This is a genomic window from Plantactinospora sp. KBS50 (assembly GCF_002285795.1).
Taxonomy (GTDB): Bacteria; Actinomycetota; Actinomycetes; order Mycobacteriales; family Micromonosporaceae; genus KBS50.
The window spans coordinates 2813565-2833649 of the sequence record NZ_CP022961.1 but is presented as its reverse complement, the minus strand read 5'-3'; the positions used below and the strand labels follow the sequence as shown (position 1 = coordinate 2833649).

16 protein-coding genes are annotated in these 20085 nt (G+C 72.7%); 9 read left to right on the top strand and 7 right to left on the bottom strand.

Annotation, left to right across the window (positions count from 1 at the left end; translation table 11 throughout):
* Window positions 1-6 precede the first annotated feature (6 nt).
* Entirely contained in the window at window positions 7-966 is a 960-nt protein-coding gene (sigJ, locus tag CIK06_RS12520; RefSeq protein WP_095564977.1) for an RNA polymerase sigma factor SigJ, read from the bottom strand.
* A 189-nt stretch (window positions 967-1155) separates the two neighbouring features.
* Here sigJ and CIK06_RS12515 point away from each other — a divergent pair, with 189 nt between their 5' ends.
* On the top strand, window positions 1156-1536 hold the full coding sequence (locus tag CIK06_RS12515) for a DoxX family protein (RefSeq protein WP_095564976.1): 381 nt from the start codon (window positions 1156-1158) through the stop codon (window positions 1534-1536).
* 45 nt (window positions 1537-1581) lie between these two features.
* Window positions 1582-2193 carry an NAD(P)H:quinone oxidoreductase gene (gene wrbA, locus CIK06_RS12510; protein ID WP_198348317.1) on the top strand — a complete coding sequence of 204 codons (612 nt, stop codon included), beginning with the start codon at window positions 1582-1584 and terminating at the stop codon, window positions 2191-2193.
* 3 nt (window positions 2194-2196) lie between these two features.
* On the opposite strand, the gene CIK06_RS29975 is transcribed toward wrbA, so the two are convergent.
* The 5 genes from CIK06_RS29975 to CIK06_RS12490 form a co-directional block, all read right to left on the bottom strand.
* Entirely contained in the window at window positions 2197-5601 is a 3405-nt protein-coding gene (locus CIK06_RS29975) for an AfsR/SARP family transcriptional regulator (protein WP_198348224.1), read from the bottom strand.
* A gap of 616 nt (window positions 5602-6217) precedes the next feature.
* Window positions 6218-6370 carry a hypothetical protein gene (locus CIK06_RS29325; RefSeq protein ID WP_198348223.1) on the bottom strand — a complete coding sequence of 51 codons (153 nt, stop codon included), beginning with the start codon at window positions 6368-6370 and terminating at the stop codon, window positions 6218-6220.
* Between the two features lie 96 nt (window positions 6371-6466).
* Entirely contained in the window at window positions 6467-7153 is a 687-nt protein-coding gene (idi, locus tag CIK06_RS12500; RefSeq protein WP_095564974.1) for an isopentenyl-diphosphate Delta-isomerase, read from the bottom strand.
* A complete protein-coding gene (locus CIK06_RS12495; protein ID WP_198348222.1) occupies window positions 7150-8220 on the bottom strand; it encodes a methyltransferase in 1071 nt (356 codons plus the stop codon). The genes idi and CIK06_RS12495 overlap by 4 nt, the downstream gene beginning before the upstream one ends.
* Before the next feature lie 49 nt (window positions 8221-8269).
* Window positions 8270-9853, bottom strand: a complete 1584-nt coding sequence (locus CIK06_RS12490) for a class I adenylate-forming enzyme family protein (protein ID WP_095564973.1) — start codon at window positions 9851-9853, stop codon at window positions 8270-8272.
* An 814-nt stretch (window positions 9854-10667) separates the two neighbouring features.
* On the opposite strand from CIK06_RS12490, the gene CIK06_RS12485 reads away from it, so the two are divergent.
* The 7 genes from CIK06_RS12485 to CIK06_RS12455 all read left to right on the top strand — a co-directional run bounded on the left by CIK06_RS12485 (window position 10668) and on the right by CIK06_RS12455 (window position 19115).
* A complete protein-coding gene (locus tag CIK06_RS12485; protein ID WP_095564972.1) occupies window positions 10668-11756 on the top strand; it encodes a type III polyketide synthase in 1089 nt (362 codons plus the stop codon).
* A 49-nt stretch (window positions 11757-11805) separates the two neighbouring features.
* Window positions 11806-12357 carry a cupin domain-containing protein gene (locus CIK06_RS12480; protein WP_095564971.1) on the top strand — a complete coding sequence of 184 codons (552 nt, stop codon included), beginning with the start codon at window positions 11806-11808 and terminating at the stop codon, window positions 12355-12357.
* Between the two features lie 15 nt (window positions 12358-12372).
* The gene (locus tag CIK06_RS12475; protein WP_095564970.1) at window positions 12373-13530 is read left to right on the top strand and encodes a DegT/DnrJ/EryC1/StrS aminotransferase family protein; all 1158 of its coding nucleotides are present in this window, start codon (window positions 12373-12375) and stop codon (window positions 13528-13530) included.
* On the top strand, window positions 13527-14525 hold the full coding sequence (locus CIK06_RS12470) for a class I SAM-dependent methyltransferase (RefSeq protein WP_095564969.1): 999 nt from the start codon (window positions 13527-13529) through the stop codon (window positions 14523-14525). The genes CIK06_RS12475 and CIK06_RS12470 overlap by 4 nt, the downstream gene beginning before the upstream one ends.
* A gap of 108 nt (window positions 14526-14633) precedes the next feature.
* Window positions 14634-15548, top strand: coding sequence for an aromatic prenyltransferase (locus CIK06_RS12465; RefSeq protein WP_095564968.1), 915 nt, complete (start codon window positions 14634-14636; stop codon window positions 15546-15548).
* Between the two features lie 199 nt (window positions 15549-15747).
* Window positions 15748-17715, top strand: coding sequence for an FAD/NAD(P)-binding domain-containing protein (locus CIK06_RS12460; RefSeq protein ID WP_095564967.1), 1968 nt, complete (start codon window positions 15748-15750; stop codon window positions 17713-17715).
* Window positions 17715-19115: an adenylosuccinate lyase family protein gene (locus CIK06_RS12455; RefSeq protein WP_095564966.1), complete on the top strand. Its 1401-nt coding sequence runs from the start codon at window positions 17715-17717 to the stop codon at window positions 19113-19115. Before CIK06_RS12460 ends, CIK06_RS12455 begins: the two co-directional genes overlap by 1 nt.
* A 48-nt stretch (window positions 19116-19163) precedes the next feature.
* Here CIK06_RS12455 and CIK06_RS12450 read toward each other — a convergent pair whose 3' ends face one another.
* Entirely contained in the window at window positions 19164-20039 is an 876-nt protein-coding gene (locus CIK06_RS12450; RefSeq protein ID WP_095567767.1) for an SGNH/GDSL hydrolase family protein, read from the bottom strand.
* Window positions 20040-20085: the final 46 nt, after the last annotated feature.

Here is a 20085-nt window from a genome sequence, read left to right as displayed (position 1 = left end):
CCGCGCTCAGCCGGTCGTCCAGGGCCGCAGCTTCTCCGGGTTCCGCACCGCCCAGATGCGGACGATCCGGTCGCCGGCGATGTCGAACGCCATCACCGTGTCCGTGACGCCGCCCTGCTGGGTCACCAGACCCGGCTGGCCGTTCACCGTCCGCACCAGGATCGCCAGGTCGGGCACCCGGCCGCGTAGCTGCGCCAGGTACCGGGCGATCGGCTCGGCCCCGCGTACCGGGCGCAGTTCGGCGCTGACCAGCCCGCCGCCGTCGGCGACGGTGGTGGCCTCCGGGTCGAGCAGGCCGATCAGGGCGTCGATGTCCTTGGCCTCCCACGCCTGCTTGAAGTCCCGGACGAGGTCGGCCCGCCGGCGCGGCGGCGTCACCGGCACCCGCGAGGCGCGGATGCGCCGCCGGGCCGACGAGGCGAGCTGGCGGCAGGCCGCCGGCGTCCGGCCCACGATCTCGGCCACCTCGGCGAACGAGTAGCGGAACACGTCGTGCAGGATGAAGGCGACCCGCTCGGCCGGGGTCATCGACTCCAGCACGACCAGGAACGCCATGTTGATGGACTCGTCCAGGGTGACCCGGTCCGCCGGGTCGACGGCGGTGCCGGCGGAGCGCCCGCTGGTCCACTCCGTACGGTCGGGCAGCGGCTCCGGGATCCACTCCCCCACGTAGCGCTCCCGCCGGGCGCGGGCCGAGCCGAGCAGGTCCAGGCAGATCCGGCTGGCGACCCGGGTGAGCCAGCCGCCGGGGGCCTCGATGGCCTCCTGCTGTTCGCGGGACATCGCGTACCAGCGGGCGTAGGTCTCCTGCACGACGTCCTCGGCGTCGGCCAGCGAGCCGAGCAGCCGGTAGGCGAGGTTGACCAGTTGCCGCCGCTCGCGCATGATCGCGCGCAGGCCCGGGTCGGAACCGTCCGGTCCGGACTCGGCCGCGCCGCCGATGGCGCGCCCCGTGGCGCCGTTCATGATGCCGCCGGATCGCCTGGTCGCATCCCGCCCCCCACCGGTACGCCGGTACCTCGCTCCGAACTGTACGTCCGGCGCGTCACCTCACATTCCGCGGGGTTGCGTCGTCGTACTGCTGAGACGATCACCACCGGGCCGGACCCGGCCCACCGGCATCAAGCCGCTGACAACCTCTGCAAGGAGAACCTGATGAACGTCGCGCTGTGGATCGTTGCGGGACTGCTGGCCGCGGTCTTCCTGCTCAGCGGGGTGATGAAACTGGCGCAGCCCAAGGAGAAGCTGCTCGCCTCGGGCATGGGCTCGCTGGAGAGCTTCAGCCCGAACGCCATCAAGGGCATCGGCGCGCTGGAGGTGCTGGGCGCGGTGGGCCTGATCCTGCCCGCCCTGCTCGACATCGCACCGATCCTGGTGCCGCTGGCCGCCGTCGGCCTGGCGCTGCTGATGGTCGGCGCGATCATCACGCACGTCCGCCGGCACGAGTCGCAGGCGATCGTGGTGACCACGCTCCTGCTGCTGCTCGCCGCGTTCGTGGCCTGGGGTCGGTTCGGCCCGGAGTCCTTCTCCAGCTGACCCGCCGCCCGCCGTCCGGGCACCAATCCACCAAGGAAGGAACCGATCGTGGACCCCGTGAAGGTCGCCGTCATCTACTACAGCGCCACCGGCAACGTGCACGCGCTCGCGCAGGCCGCCGCCGACGGCGCGGAGAAGGCCGGCGCGCAGGTACGCCTGCGCAAGGTCCCCGAGCTTGCCCCGCCGGAGGCGATCAACGCCAACCCGGCGTGGAGCCAGCACCGCCAGGACACCGCCGATGTCGTCGAGGCCACCCTCGACGACATCGACTGGGCCGACGCGGTGCTGTTCGGCACCCCCACCCGGTTCGGCACCCCGTCCGGCCAGCTCAAGTCGTTCATCGACACCACGGGCGGCCTGTGGCGCCAGGGCAGCCTGGCCAACAAGGTGTATTCGGCGTTCACCGCCTCCGGCACCGCGCACGGCGGGCAGGAGTCGACCATCCTGGCCCTGAGCAACGTGTTCTACCACTGGGGCGGCATCATCGTGCCGCCCGGCTACACCGACCCGGTGCAGTTCAAGACGGGAAACCCGTACGGCACCTCGCACGTGGCCGGTGAGGGCCAGCCCGGCGACGTGCCCCTGGAGGCGGCCCGGTTCCAGGCGCGGCGGGTCGTCGACGTCGCGACCGCACTCAGGGCCGGCCGCGCGGCCTGACGCTCAGCGGTACGACCGGGCCCGTAGCCGGCGGGCCCGGTCGAGGGCGTCGCGGACCTGGGTCAGCCACGGCTGGGCGCCCATCCGCTGCGCCGTCTCGGCGGCGACGGCCAGATCCGCCAGCGCCGCCCCCGGGTCGTGCAGCGCCAGCGCGGCCTCGGCGGTGAAGTACGCCACCGGCCCGCTGATCGCCAGGTCCAGCACGGCACAGGTCAGGTGCCGGTAGGGCAGCAACTGGTCCCGCAGCCTGGACGCCAGTTCGGTCTCGCCGAGGCGGGCCGCGGCGAGCAGCGCCCAGCAACGGGTGTAGAGCCACAGGTAGTCCTTGGGCGGCCCGGACAGCCGGCGCAGCGCGACCCGGGCGTCGTGCACCCGCCCGGCGTCGATCAGCGCCACCACCAGGATGCTGTGCAGCGCCGGCGGCCGGGGGGATTCGGCGACCGCCCGCAACTCGCCCACCAGTTCGGCACCGGCGCCCATCGAGTACGCGGCCTCCCAGCGCTGGACCAGCCGGTTGAACCGCGCGGCTCCCCAGGTCATCCCGGCGTGCCGGTCGTAGGTGGCCCGGCTCAGCTCGTCGGCCTCCTCCCAGCGCCCGCCCAGCAGCAGCAGGCCGGCGCAGGACCAGGCGAGCTGCGTACGCAGCGGCGACCGCTGGTCGTCCACCAACTGCGCGGCCAGGTCCAACTCGGCGGCCGCCGCGGAGACCCGGCCGAGCGTGACCAGCGCCTGCGCCCGCAACTGGCGGGCGCGGACCGTCATCGACGGCGACAACCCGGGCAGCGACAGCAGTTCGGTGACCGACTGGAGCCGCTGGTCGAGGTAGTCGGGACCGTTCAGCGCCGCGGCCCGCAGGTGCAGCACGTGCCCCAGTGCCGCGGTGTCGGCGCTGCGGCGCACCAGGGCGAGCGCCTCGTCCGACAGCGCGGCGCGGCGTACCGGATCGTCGTCGTGGTAGCGGGCGACGGCCAGGCAGGACAGCACGAGCGCCCGCTGCACGGGCGCGGTGACCTGCGACAGTGCCCGTTCCAGCACGTCGACCAGCCGGTCGTCGACCTGGCCGTAGTCCACCGGGTAGCCGTTCGCTTCGCTGACGGCCGCGACCGCGGCCCCGACCAGCCGGGCGGTGTCCAGGTGGCCGCGGGCCTCGCCGGCCGCGAGGGTCTCGGCCATGGCCTGCACGAAGACCGGCAGCCCGTCACGGGTGTTGCCGGCCCGGTACAGGCAGCCGCCGAGGCCGGTCAGCAGCGGATGCCGGTCCAGGTCCTCCGTCTCGGCCAGCTCGGCGGCGGCCAGCGCCTGCCGCCAGAGCGTCGCGGCGTCGTCGAGGTCCAGCCGGGCGTCCGCGATCCGCGCCGCGGTGGCGGCGTACGCCGAGGCGCGGGCCGCCGCGGTCGGGTCGAGTTCCGCGGCCAGCAGCCAGTGCCGGGCGATCTCGGCCGCCCGGTCGGCGTTGCCGGCCCAGGCCCGGGCCGCCGCGGCACCGATCCGGCGGTGCAGCCGCGCCCGGCGCAGCCGGCCGGTGGCCTCGTACAGCGCCTCGGCGGTCAGGGCGTGGGTGAAGCGAAACCAGCCCAGCCGCTGCTGGTCCTCCACGATCAAACCGGCCGTGACCGCCGTGTCGAGCCCTTCGAGCGCCGGCTCGATCTCCACCGACGCGGCCTCGGCCACCACCTCGATGTCGAAGTGCCGGCCGGCCACGGCGGCCACCGACAGCACCTCGGCCGCGGTCTGCGGCAGCCGGGCCACCCGCCGCAGCACCACCTCGCGGACCGGGACCGGGACCGGCGCCGTGTGCGGTTGGTCCAGACGCTGCTCGCTGGTCAGCAGCTTGATCAGTTCCCGCAGGAAGAACGGGTTGCCCTCGGTGCGCGCCCACAGCCCCTCGGCGGTCCGCGCGCTGATCTCCCGGTGCAGGATCGCGCCGGCCAGGGTCTGCGTGTCGCCGGTGTCCAGCCCGGACAGGTCGATGCGGGTCATTCCCGACCGGGCGAACGCGGCAAGCGTCTCGGCCAGCGAACCCGCCTCGCCCGACCGGTAGGAGACGACCAGCAGCAGCCGGCTCGCCGGCACCGACTCGGCCAGGTGGGCCAGCAGCCGCAGCGAACTCGGGTCCGCGCGGTGCAGGTGGTCCAGCAGCAGCACCAGCGGCGCGCCGTGCGCGGCGTCGGTGAGGTAGTGCACGACCGCCTCGAACCGCCGCAGGGTGGCCCCGGCCCCGTCCGGGCCGTCCACCAGGTGTTGCGGGTCCCCGTCCAGCAGTTCGGCCACCGGTCCCGGTATCGGCCGCTGCGGGAAGCAGGTCCCCACCGCGCGCAGCACCTGCTCCCACAGCCACAGCGGGGGTGCCGCGACGTGCTCGGGGCAGGTGCCCCAGAGCACCGGCACGCCGGCCAGCTTCGCGAACCGGCGCAGCAGGCTGGTCTTCCCGATGCCCGGCTCGCCGGAGACGGTCACCACCCGGCCCCGGCCGGACGCCGCCGCGGCCAACGCTTCGAGCAGTTGCCGCAGCGCCACCTCGCGGCCGACCAGGACCTCACCGTCCGGCACCGGCACCGGCGGCGGGCCGGTGGCGCCGGTCTGTGGTGCGGCGCTCGGCCGGCCCGGCAGGGTCAGGGTGGGCACGGCCGGGGTCGGGTGCCAGTCCAGGGCCGGCGCCTGGTTGAGGATCTCGCGTTCCAGGTGCCGCAGCGCCGGGCGCGGATCGATGCCGAGTTCCTCCGCGAGCCGCTTCTGGATGGTGCGCAGCACGCCCAGCGCGTCGGCCTGCCGCCCGGCCCGGTAGAGGGCCAGGCTCAACAGCTCACAGCCGTACTCGCGCAGCGGGTGGGCCTGGATGAACGCCTCCAGCTCGGCCACCGCCACCTCGTGCGCGCCCACCGCCAGCAGCGCCGCGCAGCGCGCCTCGACGATGGACAGCCGCAGTTCCTCCAGCCGGGCCACCTCCGGCGCCGCACAGGTGACGCCGGCCACCTCGGCGTACGCCTGTCCCCGCCACAGCGCCAGCCCCGCCTCGAACTGGCTCAACGCCTGCTGCGGGTCGCCCCGGTCCCAAGCCTGCCAGCCCGCGGTGGCGCGCTCGCCGAACCGGTGCACGTCGATGTCGACCACCCGGTCGTCCAGCAGGTAGCCGCGCGGCCGGGTGCGCAGCACCGTGGCCGGGGTGCGCGGGGCGCGATCCGGCTCCAGCGCCCTGCGCAGGTTCGCCACGTACGCCTGCAACGAGGTCATCGCCGAGGGCGGCGGGTGACCGGCCCACAGCGCCTCCAGCATCACGTCCACGGCCACCGGTTGACCCACCCGGCTGACCAGCAGTGCGAGCAGGGCCCGCTGCTTGGGCGCGCCCAGGTCCACCAACTGGCCGCCGACCGTCGCCTCCACCGGACCCAACGCGCGGAGTTCCACCATCGCCGGGGAACCGGCCTGCGACTCCAGCGGCTGTTCCCCGGTCCATCGGGTCGGCCCCGGAAGCGTGCGATTCGGGGCCCCAACGACTACTGCGTTAGTCATGTATCGGCTCTTCCGACGCCAGGATCAGGGACATGTGGCGGCTGCCGCCTGGCCGCGGCGCGTGGCCACCCGGGCGGGGGCACGCGGACCGGCCGGGCGGATCCCCGGGCCGGCGCGTGTACGCGGCGGCGACCCGGGGCGCGGTGTTCCGCATTCCCGCGGGTCAGGCACAATCCCTGAGCGTGCGCCGGCGAACCTGGAAAGGTTGACGCGCAGCCCCATAACCATCCCCCGTGTTCTCCGCGGTGCCAGCACATTCCCCGGAGTGAATCTGCTCACGAGTGTACCGACCGATCGGCCGATTCGCCGACCAAAAGATCGAACTTGATCGGATCAAGATCCGTCCATGTGTGACAGAGGGTGGCGACGCGCGTCGCGCGAAACGTCCAACCATCCGTTTCCTGCCTGGTGACAGGGCCGGAATGCGCCGACCGGCGACCGGGTCCGGACACTATCCGGAGTGCACTCGCGGCACCGCGGGGACCGCCGAGGAATTTGCCACGGCGCGATCCACCTAATCGTTGATAACGTTCAATTCACCACAGGCGGGGCATCGCAAAATGTCCACGGCGACCGAATTTCCGGTCACCTCGCGCAACGGATCGATCTGATCGACCACTATCACTTCAATGTGTTTTTCCAGGTCCGCCACCCGGCGCCGCGCCACGACCACGACGCCGGGGACCCGGTTACCGGCACGTATCGCAGTCGCACCGCGGGCCCGGCCCACGCCGGTACCGGCGGGACCGGCCGGCGGACCGGCTCAGTGGGCCGCGCCCGGCACGGCCGCGGGCTGCACCGCCGTGGGCTGCTCCACCGCGGGCTGCCCCACCGTGGGCTGCTCCACCGCGGGCTGCCCCACCGGCCCGCGGGCGAGCGCGGCGGCGGCCGGCACCCGGCCGGCCGCCGCCGAGGCCACCGTGAACACGCCCTCGAACCAGGGGGCGTACCGGTCCGGGTGCTCGGCCAGGTCGGCACGCAGCAGATCCGGCGACAGCCAGCGGACGGTGGCCACCTCGGCCGGGTCCGGCCGCAGCGGCGGATCGGCCGGCAGCCGGCCGACGAGGACGTGGTCGTACTCGTGCTCCACCCGGCCGGTGCGCGGGTCCTCCGCCCGGTACGGGTGGACCCCGGCCTCCTCCAGCGCCACATCCCGGACCCCGATCTCCTCGACCAGGCGCCGCGCGGCGGCCTCGGACACCGGCTGTCCGGGGGCCGGGTGGCCGCAGCAGGCGTTGGCCCAGCGCAGCGCGAACCGGGTCTTCGCCGCGGCGCGCTGCTGGACCAGGACCCGGCCCCGGTCGTCCACCAGCAGCACCGAGAACGCCCGGTGCAGCCGGCCGGGTGCCGTGTGCGCCTCGGCGACCGTGCAGGACCCGGTGGCGGCACCCGTCGCGTCGACGAGTTCCACCAGATGCGACTCCCGGACGTTGCCGCCGGGGGGTGTCATGCGGTTTTCGTCGCGCAGATGACGGCCTGGACCGGAATGACGTCCGGTGGCACCTCGGCCGGGTCCTTGGTGATCGCCCTGGTCACCTTGAAGCCGCACTCCTGGAGCCAGTTGCTGTACGTCGACAACTTCTGCGGCCCGCCCTGGGCCATGGTGCAGCCGATGAAGAAGGCGGGAAAGAAGTCGACGTTGTAGTTGTCGGTGTCCCTGATGTTCTCCGGATACACCGGCACCATGATGTTGACCTGCCCACCGACCTCCAGCGAGCGGTTGACGCCCGACAGGATCCGGAAGAAGTCGTCCCGGTCGAACATGTCCAGGAAGTGCTTTATCAGCACGACGTCAAAGCCCTGCGGAATTCCTTCGAAGACGTTGCCGCCGATGAAGGAGCAGTGTTCCTGGACGCCGTGCGACCGGAAGTTCCGCAGGCATTCCTGCTCCTTCTCCGGAAGGTCGAACGTGGTCACCCGCAGGCCGGGCGACTCCTTCAACCGGTAGGTGTGGATCGCCCCCAGACCGGTGTTTCCGGCGAGGTCCAGCACCCGGGAGCCGGGCGGGATGTCGATGTTGCCGAAGAACCACGGATCGATGTTGGCGGTGACGGTGTCCATCAGGGTCGCCCAGGACTCGCGCAGGTCCTGGTGATCCGCCACCGCGCCGTAGAGCGTGCCCTCGGCGCCGTACAGCTCCTTGAGACCGACAAGCGTGCCGGTCCGCACGCTGTCGGTCAGGTAGAACAGCTGCCGGAGCGCGACCACCTTGATCATGTTCATGTAGGTGAGCGCCCGCTTGAGGTCGGCCCTGCCGACCTCCGCCAGCGCGTCCAGGCGGTAGCCGCCGGAGCCCTCGTCGTACCCGACGAAGCCCTCCTTGACCAGCAGGTGCAGCAGTTGCTCCACGGCGTCCGGCTTGGCGCCGACGGCGGCGCCGAGCTTGGCCGCGGTCATGCCCGGGTTCTCCCGGAGCGCATCGACGATGCCGAGCTCGAAACAGGACAGCAGGGTCATGAACCGCGAGGGTCCCACCATGTATTCGCGGAAGCGCGCGAGCGTGGCCTCTGGCGTCATTGCACGGATCCCTTTCGAGTTGGTTGTCTCCGGGTGCTGGTGTCTGTGCCTAGGCCCGCTCCCCCAGTTGCTCCTGGAGCCGGCGGGACAGCTCGATCCGCCGCACCTTCATCGTGGCGGTCCGGGGCAGCTCGGCCATCGGGATCTGGATCGGGTCGGCCAACTGCGGGAACTCGACGACCGCGGCACGCCACCGCTCCCGGTCCAGCGGCTGGTCCTCGTTGGTGCAGATCACCGGGATCGGCTGCGACTTCGGACCCGGCACCACGACCAGTTCGCTCAGCTCGCTCAGCCGGCTCAGCACCCGGTCCTCGACCTCAAGGATGCTGCGCAGCCCGGGGATCATGTCGACCTCCCGGTCGAGCATGTGCACACAGCCGAACCTGGTGCGGTAGCCGACATCCCCCGTGCGCCACCAGTCACCGAACCGGTTGGCGTCGTACCGGTCCTGCTCGGCGTGGTAGGTCTTGGCCAGACCCACCCAGCCGACCTCGATGAACCCGGGGTTGGTCTCCGACGGCGGGTTGCCGTCCCGGCTCACCACCCGCACCTTCGCGCAACCGGGCATCGCCCAGCCGACGCACCGCCCGTTCGCCTTGTGCGCGGAGTTGCGGAAGTAGGCCCGGCCGACGGCCGGCCCGACCTCGCTCTGTCCGTAGATCTGGAAGAACAGCGCGCCCCGCCGGTCGGACGAGTTGATCAGCCGGCTCATCGTCCGGGGGTGCATGGCGTCGAACGTGCTGCTGAAGTACTTCACCGACGCGAACGGCTTGCGCGGGTCCCCGGTGAGTCCCTCCCACTCCATCAGCGAGTTGGGCAGCGCCTCGATGAAGCCGGGCCGGTGCTTGAGGAACAGCCTGGCCACCTCGTCCGGATCGGACTCGTTCATCAGCAGCACCGGCATCTCCTTGAGCAGCGCCAGCGCCATGGCCGCGAACATCCGCGAGTGCACGAAGGAGATGTGGATCGCGACGGTCTCGGGCTTGCGCATCAGCGACAGCAGCCACCACTGCGGGGTGAGCCGGGCGGCCATGGTCCGTGGCGTGTGCACGACCAGCTTCGGCAGCCCCGTGGTGCCGGACGTGTGGGTGATCAGCGCGGCCTCGTCCTGCGGGCGGAACACCGACTGCACCCGCGGCGACCCGGCGAGGTCGGCGAGCGAGGTGGCGCCGGGCCGCTGCCCGGCCACGATGAGCACCCGCCTGGTGATGTCGGCCAGCGGTTGCTCGGCGAGCGTGTCGAGCTTGCGCGCGTCGGTGAGCAGGCTCGGCCGGTTCAGCCGGCCCAGCAGCGCGGCGACGGTCGCGCCGTCCAGGGCGGGCGACAGCATCACGGGAACCGCTCCGATCCGCGCCGCCGCGGTGGCCAGCACCCAGACGTCGGAGTTGGCGCCCTTGTGGATCGCGATGTGTTCGCCGGGGCGCAGCCCGGCCGCCCACAGCCGACCGGCCAGGTCGTCGACGTGGTCGGCGAGTTCGGCCGCCGTCAGCCGCCGCCCGGCCTCGGGGAGAACGTCCAGGTCGTGGTCGAGGATGACCAGCGCCGAGCTGTTCCTGGCCGCGGCCGTCTCCGGCACGATGCCGAGATACAGGCCGTGCTTCCGGAGCGATTTGTGGATCATGAAGCCCGTCATCCGGACCGCCTCCCTACGGGTGTCCGATGGATGTGTGCGGGCTGTCGCTGACCCGGCGGCGCGGACCCGCGCAACAGCACCGAGGTGACGCCAGCCGGCGCGGAATCAATCAGGTTGCGGATGGTGCCCCAGAGCATCGGGCACCGGACTTGGCTGCGACTGTTCCGCGGGTTGGCGCCGGCTTGGCGCGCCGGCGGGGCAGCCTCGCCGGCCGGCGCACCGCCGGTCCCGACCGCGCGAGCGCCGCGCCGCGGCAACCGCAGGCCGGGTCCCCTGCGACCGGAACGGGGCCCCGTCGCCCGGCCCCACCCGGCGGCCCGGCGATCCCCGCTCGGCGACCGCCACCGAGGGCGCCTGGCAGCGGTGACGGCGTCCCGACCGGTGCCGCTTGGTGTGGACTTGGCGCCGTCTTGGCGAACGCCGCACGAAGTTATCGCCACCAATGTCATTTCGCCGCCGCGCCGATGCGCCGATCCCGGTGTCGGGCCGATCGGCGAACCGTCGCCACGACCGGGTGACGGCCCCCGGAATCGCCCCGGTTCGGCCACCTTTGCCGGCGCCTTTTCGGTGGCGCACCGCCGCAGGGACGCACCAAGCTGGCACCAAGCCGATGACAAGCTGGATGCGCGACGGTACTGGACGTATGCCGCAGGCGAACGGGCGCCGGTGGCATCGGCGTTACCGCTGACCTCGCTACGAGCACCGGGAGACAACGAGTTTTTCCGTGACAGAAGGTAAACTCTACAGAAGGTAGATTCCAGACATGCCAACGTTGTGCAAGCCGTCGGTAAGCGTTCCGGAATATGTCATCACCATGGAAGAGACCCTGGAGTTTGCCGAAAGAGTGCACGCCGGAAAGCCGCAGCTCCCGTTGGCACTTCGGCTCATCCAGAACACCGGAGTCCGGAAGCGGCACATCGTTCAACCGATCGAGGAGACGCTCCGGCACCCGGGCTTCGAGGAGCGCAACCGGATCTACGAACTGGAGTCGAAGAAGCGGTGCCCCGAGGTCATCGAGAAGGCCCTGGCGAACGCCCGCCTGGCCGCTCGCGACATCGACGCGATCATCTACGTGTCGTGCACCGGGTTCCTCATGCCGTCGCTGACCGCCTGGTTGATCAACAACATGGGGTTCCGGTCCGACACCCGGCAGATCCCGATCGCCCAGCTGGGCTGCGCGGCCGGCGGCGCCGCGATCAACCGGGCACACGACTTCTGCATGGCGCACCCGGGCAGCAACGTCCTGATCGTGGCCTGCGAGATGTGCTCGCTGTGCTACCAGCCGGTCGACGACGGCATCGGCTCGCTGCTGTCCGACGGCCTGTTCGGCGACGCCGTGGCCGCCGCCGTGGTCCGCGGCAGCGGCGGCACCGGCATGACGCTGGAGCGCAACGGCTCCTACCTCATCCCGAACACCGAGGAGTGGATCTCCTACGCCGTGCGCGCCACGGGATTCCACTTCCAGCTCGACCGCCGGGTGCCCGGCACCATGGAACCGCTCGCGCCGGTCCTGCGGCAGCTCGTCACGGAGCACGGCTGGGACATCGGCAATCTCGACTTCTACATCATCCACGCCGGCGGGCCGCGGATCCTCGACGACCTCAGCAGGTTTCTCGACCTCGACCGCAAGATGTTCCGGCACAGTTGGGCCACGCTCACCGAGTACGGAAACATCGCCAGCGCGGTCGTTCTCGACGCGCTGCGCCGCCTGTTCGAGGAGGACCTGCCGATGCCGGGCGCCACCGGCATCGTGGCCGGATTCGGTCCCGGAATCACCGCCGAAATGGCGGTGGGAAGCTGGCGGGCCGACCCGCCGGATGATCCGGACCAGCTCACCGGGGGCGATCCCCTGACCTATTCCAGGCACGATTCCCCCCGGCCGACGAGGAAGCGTCCCAAATGAACGCGGGGATCGAGTCGTCACCGCGGTCGCGAAGGAAGGGCTTTATCGAATGAGCGGTCTGATAGTCCCGCCCGGCGCGGGCCGGAAACTCGTCACGAAAGCGCAGGAAGTCACCTTCAAGGTCACGGGGGCGGACGGCTCCTCGATTTCGTTCTTCGAGGTCGTGGTGCCGCCCGGATTCGATGTGGGTGCACACACCCACCAACGGTCGCAGGAGTTCTTCTACGTGCTCGACGGAGAACTCGACCTGCTGGCGTTCGAGCCGGTCGACCGTACCGAGGAAAGCTGGTACGACTGGAAGTCCGCCGCCGGCGACCGGGCCGTGCGGGCGAGCGCGGGTAGCTGCATGTTCATCCCGCCGGGCACTCCGCACGCCTTCCGCAACTCCACCGACAAGCCGGCGCGGATGCTGTTCCAGAGCTACCCGTCACCGGACCACGAGCGCTACTTCGAGGAGATCTGCGAGATCTTCTCGGCCGGCCGGACGGTGAGTTCCGACGCCGTGCAGAAGCTGCGCGACAGCTACGACGTCCAGCAGATCACGCCGCTGCGCTACGGCCCGCCGGTCCCCCAGAACTCCCCCGCGGCGCGCGGGGCGTAGCGGAAGGTGCCCACGATGGACACGATTCCCCTGGTACACGCGAGTCTGGGCGACCGCGAACTGGCCGCCGTGGCGGAGGTGTTCGCCTCGGGCTGGCCCGCCGGCCAGGGCCCGCGCGGCGCCGCGCTGGAGGCCCGGCTGACCGAGCGCTACGGGGTCGGCGACGCCGTGGCGGTCAGCAACTGCGGCGCCGCGCTGCACCTGGCGCTGCTCGCCCTCGGGGTGAGCCCGGGCGACGAGGTGATCGTCGCCGACTACACGTTCCCGGCGCCCGCCCACGCGGTGCGCTACGTCGGCGCGGTGCCGGTCTTCGCCGACGTACGCGCCGACACCGGCACGGTGGATCCGCAGGCGGTGGCGGACCTGATCGGCCCGCGGACGGTGGGCGTGATCGCGGTGGACACGGTGGGACTGCCCGCCGACTACGCGGAGCTGACCTCGATCACCGAGCGCTACGGCCTGTTCCTCGTCGAGGACGCCGCCTGCGCGGTGGGCGCGACGTACCGGGGTCGCCCGGCCGGCGCCCTCGCGCCGATCGGCTGCCTCTCCTTCCACGGCCGCAAGGGCGCCACCAGCGGCGAGGGCGGGGCGCTGCTGACCACCGACCCGGCGCACGCGGCCGACGCGCGGCTGCGCTCGTCGTTCGGCATCGGCAGCATCTTCGAGCAGGCCAAGGTCGTCGGGCTGCCGATCCCGGTGTTCACCGACGTCGGCTACAACTACAAGCTGTCCGACATCGCCGCGGCGATCCTGCAGGTCCAGCTCGACCGGGTGGAGGAGCTGCTGGAGCGCCGCCGGGCCGTCGCGGCCCGCTACGCCGAGCGGCTCGCCGGCGAGGATCTGCTCACCCTGCCGCACGTCCCGGCGGACCGCACCCACGCCTGGCAGTCCTACCTGGTCACGCTGGACCCCCGGGTGGACCGGGCCGGCCTGGCCGCCGACCTGCGGGCGCAGGGCATCGGCGCCGGGCACGGCACCTGGGCGTGCCACCGCCAACCGGTGTACGAGGCCAAGCAGCAGTGCCCGGTGTCGGCGGACCTCTTCGCGCGCAACCTCGCGATCCCGATGCACGCCGAACTCACCATGACCCAGGTCGACCGGGTCGCCGAGGTCCTGCGCGGCGCGCTGCGGACCCACGCGCGCCCGCACGGCACCCAGGAGGGGGCAGCATGACCAGCAGCCAGCCGACGCCCGAGCGGATCATGCAGCTGATCAACGGCTACTGGGCCACCGGAATCCTGGGCGCGGCGGCCAGCCACGCGCTCTTCACCCACCTCGCCTCCGGCGCGGACACCGCCGAGCGGATCGCCGAACGGGCCGGGATCTCCGAGCGGGGCGCGCAGACCCTGCTCGACGGGCTGGTCAGTCTCGGGCTGGTCGAGTCGCACGGGGCCGGCTACCGCAACACGGCCGAGGCGGCGGCCTACCTGGTCGAGGGCCAGCCCACCTGCCTGAGCAGCTTCGCCCGGCTCAAGCTGACCCACATGGGCAGCCTGGCCGCGCTGCCCGAGGTGGTCCGCGCCGGCGGCCCGGTGACGGACGCCGCGGTGGAGGTCGCCGACAACCCGCACTGGGAGGAGGTGGTCCCGGCCATCGCCGCGCAGTCCGTGCCGGTCGCGACCGCCGCCGCCGACCTGCTGGGGCTGGCCGACGCCGGTGCCGTCTCGATCCTGGACATCGGCGGCGGCTCGGGCATCTACTCGGCGATCTGGCTGGGGCTCAACCCGGCGGCCCGGGCCACCCAGCTCGACTGGGCACCGGTGAACGCGATCGCCCGCCGGCTGCTGGCGCAACGGGGCGTGGCCGACCGGTTCACCTGCATCGACGGCGACTTCCACAGCACCGGGTTCGGCACCGCCCGGTACGACATCGCGGTCTACTCGCACATCGCCCACCAGGAGGGGCCGGAGGACAACGTCGCGATGTTCGCGAAGATCCGCGGCGCGCTCAAGCCCGGCGGCACCCTGGTGATCTGCGACTTCGTCGTCGACGACGACCGCGGCGGGCCGCCGTTCGCGCTGATGTTCGGCGCCGAGATGCTGCTCAAGAGCAAGCAGGGCGGCACCTGGCGGCGCGCCGACTACCGCGGCTGGCTGGCCAAGGCCGGCTTCGAGGAGGTCAGCTTCGAGCCCACCCCGTCGCCGGCGACGCTGGTGATCGCCCGGTAGCCGGGCCGGCCCCGGACGCCCACCGCCGCCCGACCGGCCCCGGACGCCCACCGCCGCCCGACCGGCCCCGGACGCCCACCGCCGCCCGATCCGACCCTTGGAGGATGAATGTCCGAGACCGCGCAGCTGGCAGGTCTCTACTCGGCCATCGCGGAATCCGCCCAACTGCTGGACGTGCCCTGCCCGCACGACACCGTGTGGCCCATCCTGACCGCGTACGGGACGTCCCTCGCGCAGTCGGTGATCGCCTTCCGGGTGGCGACCGGCACCCGCAACGCCGGCGACCTCGACTGCCGGTTCATGATGCTCCCGAAGGACGTCGACCCGTACGACGTGGCGGTGTCCCGCGGCCTGCTCGCCCGGACCGGCCATCCGTCCGACGCGCTCCTGTCGGACCTGCGGGAACACTGCCCGATCGACTGCTACGGCATCGACTTCGGCGTGGTGGGCGGCTTCAAGAAGACCTGGTCGTTCTTTCCCGCGGACGACATGCAGCACCTGTCCACGCTCGCTGCAATCCCCACCATGCCGGCCAGCCTCGGCCGCAACCTGGACTTCTTCGCCCGGTACGGCCTGGAGGACAAGGGCAGCCTGATCGGCATCGACCATCGGGCCAGGACCATGAACGTGTACTTCGGCACGCCGCCGGCCGAGTGCTTCACGGCCGCCAGCATGCGTTCGATGCTGCGCGACCTGGACCTGCCGGCCCCGAGCGAGCAGCTGGTACGCCTCGGCGAGCAGGCATTCGGCATCTACGTGACGTTGAGCTGGGACTCGCCGCGGGTCGAGCGGATCTGCTTCGCGGTGATGACCCCGGACCCCACCGCGCTTCCCGTTGACCTCGATCCGACGATCGAGCACTTCATAAAGAACGCCCCGCACGACCCCGAGGACCGCAGGTTCGTCTACGCCATCACGGCCTCGCCGTCCGGCGAGGACCACAAGCTCCAGTCCTACTACCAATGGCGGCCGAAGATGCTCGGCGTGATGCTGCTGGCCGACGCCGCCGACGACCTTGGTTAGCCCGTGCTCGCACCGGCCCTAGGCCCGGGGTTGGCCGTTCCCCGCGAACGGCGCGGCCGTGTCCGCTGTACCCGTTCTCGACCAGCGACGTTCTGCGGACGCCGCTGGAACCGCGGCTCCCGCCGCCGGGCGGACGCCGACCGGGTCGACGACCCGATCGGCGCCCCGGCCGCGTCGGGCAGCGGCGAAAGGACAAGGTATGACCGACTTCCCCATCCGGATCTGCATCGTCGGCGCCGGACCGCGCGGCCTCTCGGTGCTCGAACGCATCTGCGCCAACGCCGGTGAGCGGACGGTGATGGTGCACCTGATCGACCCGTACCCGCCCGGCGCGGGCAAGGTCTGGCGCACCGACCAGAGCCGGCACCTGCTGATGAACACGGTGGCCTCGCAGATCACCATGTTCACCGACGAGACGGTACGGATGTCGGGGCCGGTGGTGCCCGGACCGAGCCTGGAGACCTGGGCCCGCCGGGTGGCCGCCGCCGGCCAGGCGGACGGCGTGGACGGCGTGGACGGCTGGATCCGGGAGGAGGCGCGCGGGATCGGCCCGAACACCTACCCCACCCGGGCCTTCTACGGCCAGTACCTGCGCTGGGTCTTCGACCGGGTGGTCCGCGACGCCCCGCCGGGGGTGCTGGTCTGCGCCCACGCCCGGCAGGTGGTCGAGCTGTCCGACGACGGTCCGGAGGGCACCCAGCGGGTGCTGCTGGACGACGGCACCGCCATCGCCGACGTGGACGCCGTGGTGCTGGCCCAGGGCCACGTGCCCAGCGCGCCCACCGGCGAGGAGTCCACGCTGCGGACCTTCGCCCGCGAGTTCGGGCTGCGCTACCTGGCGCCCACCAACCCCGCCGACGCGGACCTGCGGCGGGTACGCCCCGGCGAGCCGGTCCTGCTGCGCGGCCTGGGCCTCTGCTTCTTCGACTACGTCAACCTGCTGACCGCCGGCCGGGGCGGCCGGTTCGAGCGGCCCGACGGCGCGCTGCGCTACCTGCCCTCCGGACAGGAGCCGCGGCTGTACGCGGGCTCCCGGCGCGGCGTGCCGTACCACGCCCGGGGCGAGAACGAGAAGGGCGCGTTCGGACGGCACGAACCCCGGGTGCTCAACCCCGCGGTGATCGACCGGCTGCGCGCCGAGGGCGCGGTGGCCGGCGGTCTCGACTTCCGGCGCGACATCTGGCCGTTGATCGCCAAGGAGGTGGAGCTGGTCTACTACAGCACCCTGCTGGTGCAGCGCGGTTCCAAGACCGCCGCCGAGGAGTTCGCCGAGGCGTACCTGCCGGCGCCGTGGGGCAGCCCGCAGGAGCGGGCGGTGCTGGACCGGGCCGGCATCCAGCCCCCGGCCCGGTGGAGCTGGCCGGCGGTGACCGACCCGACCGGCGGGCGGGTCTTCGCCGATCCGGCCGAGTTCCAGCGGTGGCTCACCGACTACCTGCGGCACGACATCGCCGAGGCGCGCCGGGGCAACGTCACCAGCCCGCTGAAGGCCGCCCTCGACGTCCTGCGCGACCTGCGCAACGAGGTGCGCCTGCTGGTCGACCACGGCGGCCTGACCGGCCGGTCGCACCGCGACGACCTGTACGGCTGGTTCACCCCGATGAACGCGTTCCTGTCGATCGGTCCGCCGGTGCGGCGCAGCGAGGAGACGCTGGCGCTGATCGAGGCCGGCATCCTGCGCATCGTCGGGCCGAACATGCGGGTGGTGGTCGACCGGGACGCGCAGCGGTTCGAGGTGAGTTCGCCCGCGGTGCAGGGCTCCCGGGTCCGGGCCGAGACCCTGATCGAGGCGCGGTTGGGCGAACCCGACGTGCGGCACACCACCGACCCGCTGCTGCGCCGGATGCTCAGCACCGACCAGGCCCGGCCGTACCGGCTCGCCGACCCGCGGCACGGCCACCACGAGACCGCCGGGCTGACCGTGGCCCCGCGTACCTTCCAGGTGGTCAACGCGGCCGGCCGGCCGCATCCGCGCCGGTTCGCCTTCGGGGTGCCCACCGAGGCCGTGCACTGGGTCACCGCGGCCGGCATCCGTCCCGGGGTCAGCTCGGTTACCCTGGCCGACGCCGACGCGATCGCCCGGCTGGCCCTGCGCACGCCGGGCGGCGCGCACGCGGCCGCGCCTGCGCCGCAACTGTCCGCCAGCGGCACGAAGGGAACCGCTTGATGGCTGTGACCCCGTACGACGACGCCGACGTCGGCCTGCTCGGGACCGTCTGGGCCGGCACCCGGGTCGAGGCGCTCACCTCGGACCGCGCCTGGCTCCAGGCGATGCTGGACGCCGAGGTGGCGCTGGTCCGTGCCCAGTCCCGGCTCGGCTCGGTGCCGGCCGGGGCGCTGCCGGTGATCGCCGGCGCGGCGGTCGCGGACCGCTTCGACCTGCGGGACCTGGCCCTGGCGGCCCGGGCCGCCGCCAACCCGGTGGTCGGCCTCGTGCAGCGGCTGACCCGGGCGGTGGCCGACACCGACCCGGCGGCCGCGGACTACGTGCACCGCGGCTCCACCAGCCAGGACGTGCTGGACACCGGCACCATGCTGATCGCCGCGCGCTGCCTGGACCGGATCGGCGCGGACATGCGGCGGATCGAGGCCGCCGCCGCCGCGCTCGCCGAGCGGTACCGCGACGCGCCGATGGCCGGCCGCACCCTCGCCCAGCACGCGGTGCCGGTGACGTTCGGTCTCAGGGCGGCCGGCTGGTGCCAGGCCGCCCGGCGGGCCGCCGACGAGCTGGACCGGATCCGGGACGGCCTGCCGGTGCAGCTCGGCGGGGCGGCCGGCACGCTGGCCGGCTACCTCGCGTACGCGCCGCCGGAGGCCGACCCCGGCCGGTACGCCGAACAGCTCACGCACGTCTTCGCCGAGGAGACCGGCCTGGTCGCGCCGGTGCTGCCCTGGCACACCGACCGGACCCCGGTCGTGGGGCTGGCGGCCGCGCTCGCCATCGCCACCGGCACCATCGGGAAGATCGCCGCGGACGTGCGGGTGCTGTCCCGGACCGAGATCGGGGAGCTGAGCGAGCCGCTGGCGGAGGGGCGCGGCGCCTCGTCGGCGATGCCGCAGAAGCGCAACCCGGCGCTGTCGGCCATGGTGATCTCCGCGGCGCTCCAGGTGGGTCCGCTCGTCGGCGTGCTCGCGCAGGCGATGGTCGCCGAGGACGAGCGGCCGGCCGGCGCCTGGCACGCGGAGTGGCAACCGCTGCGGGAGTGCCTGCGGCTGGCCGGCGGCGCCGCCGAGACGGCCGCCGAGATCGTCGAGGGGCTGGAGGTGCACGCCGAGCGGATGCGCGACAACCTGGGCATGACCGGGTTGATCACCACCGAACGGGTGGCGGCGGTGTTGGCGCCGATCCTCGGCAAGGCGACCGCCAAGTCCGTCGTGGGCCGGGCCAGCGCGGCGGTGGCGGCCAACGGGTCGTCGCTGGGCGAGGAACTGCCCGCACAGCCGGAGCTGGCCGGCCGGATCACCGCCGACGAGCTGCGCGACCTGCTGGAGCCGGAGGGCTACCTCGGCGCCGCGGTGTCGATGGTGGACCGGACACTCGCCGACCGCGCCAAGAACGCCGACTGACCGGTACGCCCGGCCCCACCGTCGCGCGGTGGGGCCGGGCCGCCGGAATCAGCTGTTCAGCTTCGCCAGTACGGCGGTCGCCATGCCCTGCTCGCCGGTGGCGTTCGGGTGGAACGGCGCGGCCGCGTTGGCCGGGATCAGCCCCTCGACCCAGCGGGTGCCGCTGCTGCTGCACGCGTCACGGCCGATCGACGGGGTGTAGACGTCGGCGTAGGTGGCGTTGTTGGCGGCGGCGGTGCTGGCCAGCATCGAGTTCAGCGCCTTCTCGATGCCGCGCAGGTACGGCACGTCCTGGAAGGCGATCGGCACCACCGGCCAGCAGCCGTATCCGCTGTCCGGCAGGATCGCCGGGTAGCCGATCACCACGACCCGCGCGCTGGGGGCGGCGGCGTGCACCGCCTGCAACACGGCGGTGATCTTCGGCGCGGTGGCGTCGATCCTGGCCCGCAGCTGGTCGGTGCCGCCGGCGGTGTACCTGTTCTTGCAGGGCGACCCGAGCGGGCTGCTCAGGCTGTCCTGGGCGCAGGTGGTGATGATGCTGGAGAAGCCGATGTCGTTGCCGCCGATCTCGACGGTGACCAGCGCGGTGTTCGAGGTGACCGCGCTGATCTGCGCCGGGGTCGAGCCGCCGGTGAGGATGTCGGCGGTGGTGGCGCCCGAGCAGCTCACGTCGACGAACGACGAGGAGCCGGCGGAGGCGGCGATCAGCGACGGGTAGTTGCGGCTGGAGCGCAGGCAGTTCAGGTCGACCTGGGTGGGGATCAGCGGGCCGGCGGTGTACGAGTCGCCCAGCGCGACGTACTTCCCGGACGGGACGGCGGCGCTGGCGGGTGGGGCGGCGGCGAGCAGCACTCCGGCGGTGGCCGCGACGAGCGCGACGGCCCGGGCGGTGGTCCGGGCGAGGGTCAGGCGGGGACGGATCATGGCGCCCTCCCGGGGCGGGTGGTGGGGGATCATGGGTGCCGTGATT